1 pseudogene is annotated in these 228 nt (G+C 54.8%); it reads right to left on the bottom strand.

Features of this window, described 5'->3' with window-relative positions:
• Positions 1 to 228, bottom strand: a pseudogene (locus QP363_RS13645) (pseudouridine synthase); the annotation flags it as partial.

Consider the following 228-nt stretch of genomic DNA (forward strand, 5'->3'; position numbering starts at 1 on the left):
TGGTTGCCAGTCCTGCGGGTTTATCCACTGCTATCCAGTTCTCGGTTTGCGCTAGCACTGGAATTTTGATTGGAGTAGCGACCTCGTCTGCCACAGGGCGGTAGAAATACACCCCCTGCCTTATCAGTTCCGAGGGCGAATCCGCCCCAAGTGCAGCGCCTGCGGAATTGACGAAGGCGCCTTGGGCGAACAGTTTCTTAAGCTCGTTGGCATCGAGTTTTTCGTATC

Source organism: Corynebacterium sp. UMB6689 (assembly GCF_030215295.1).
GTDB classification, from domain to species: domain Bacteria; phylum Actinomycetota; class Actinomycetes; order Mycobacteriales; family Mycobacteriaceae; genus Corynebacterium; species Corynebacterium aurimucosum.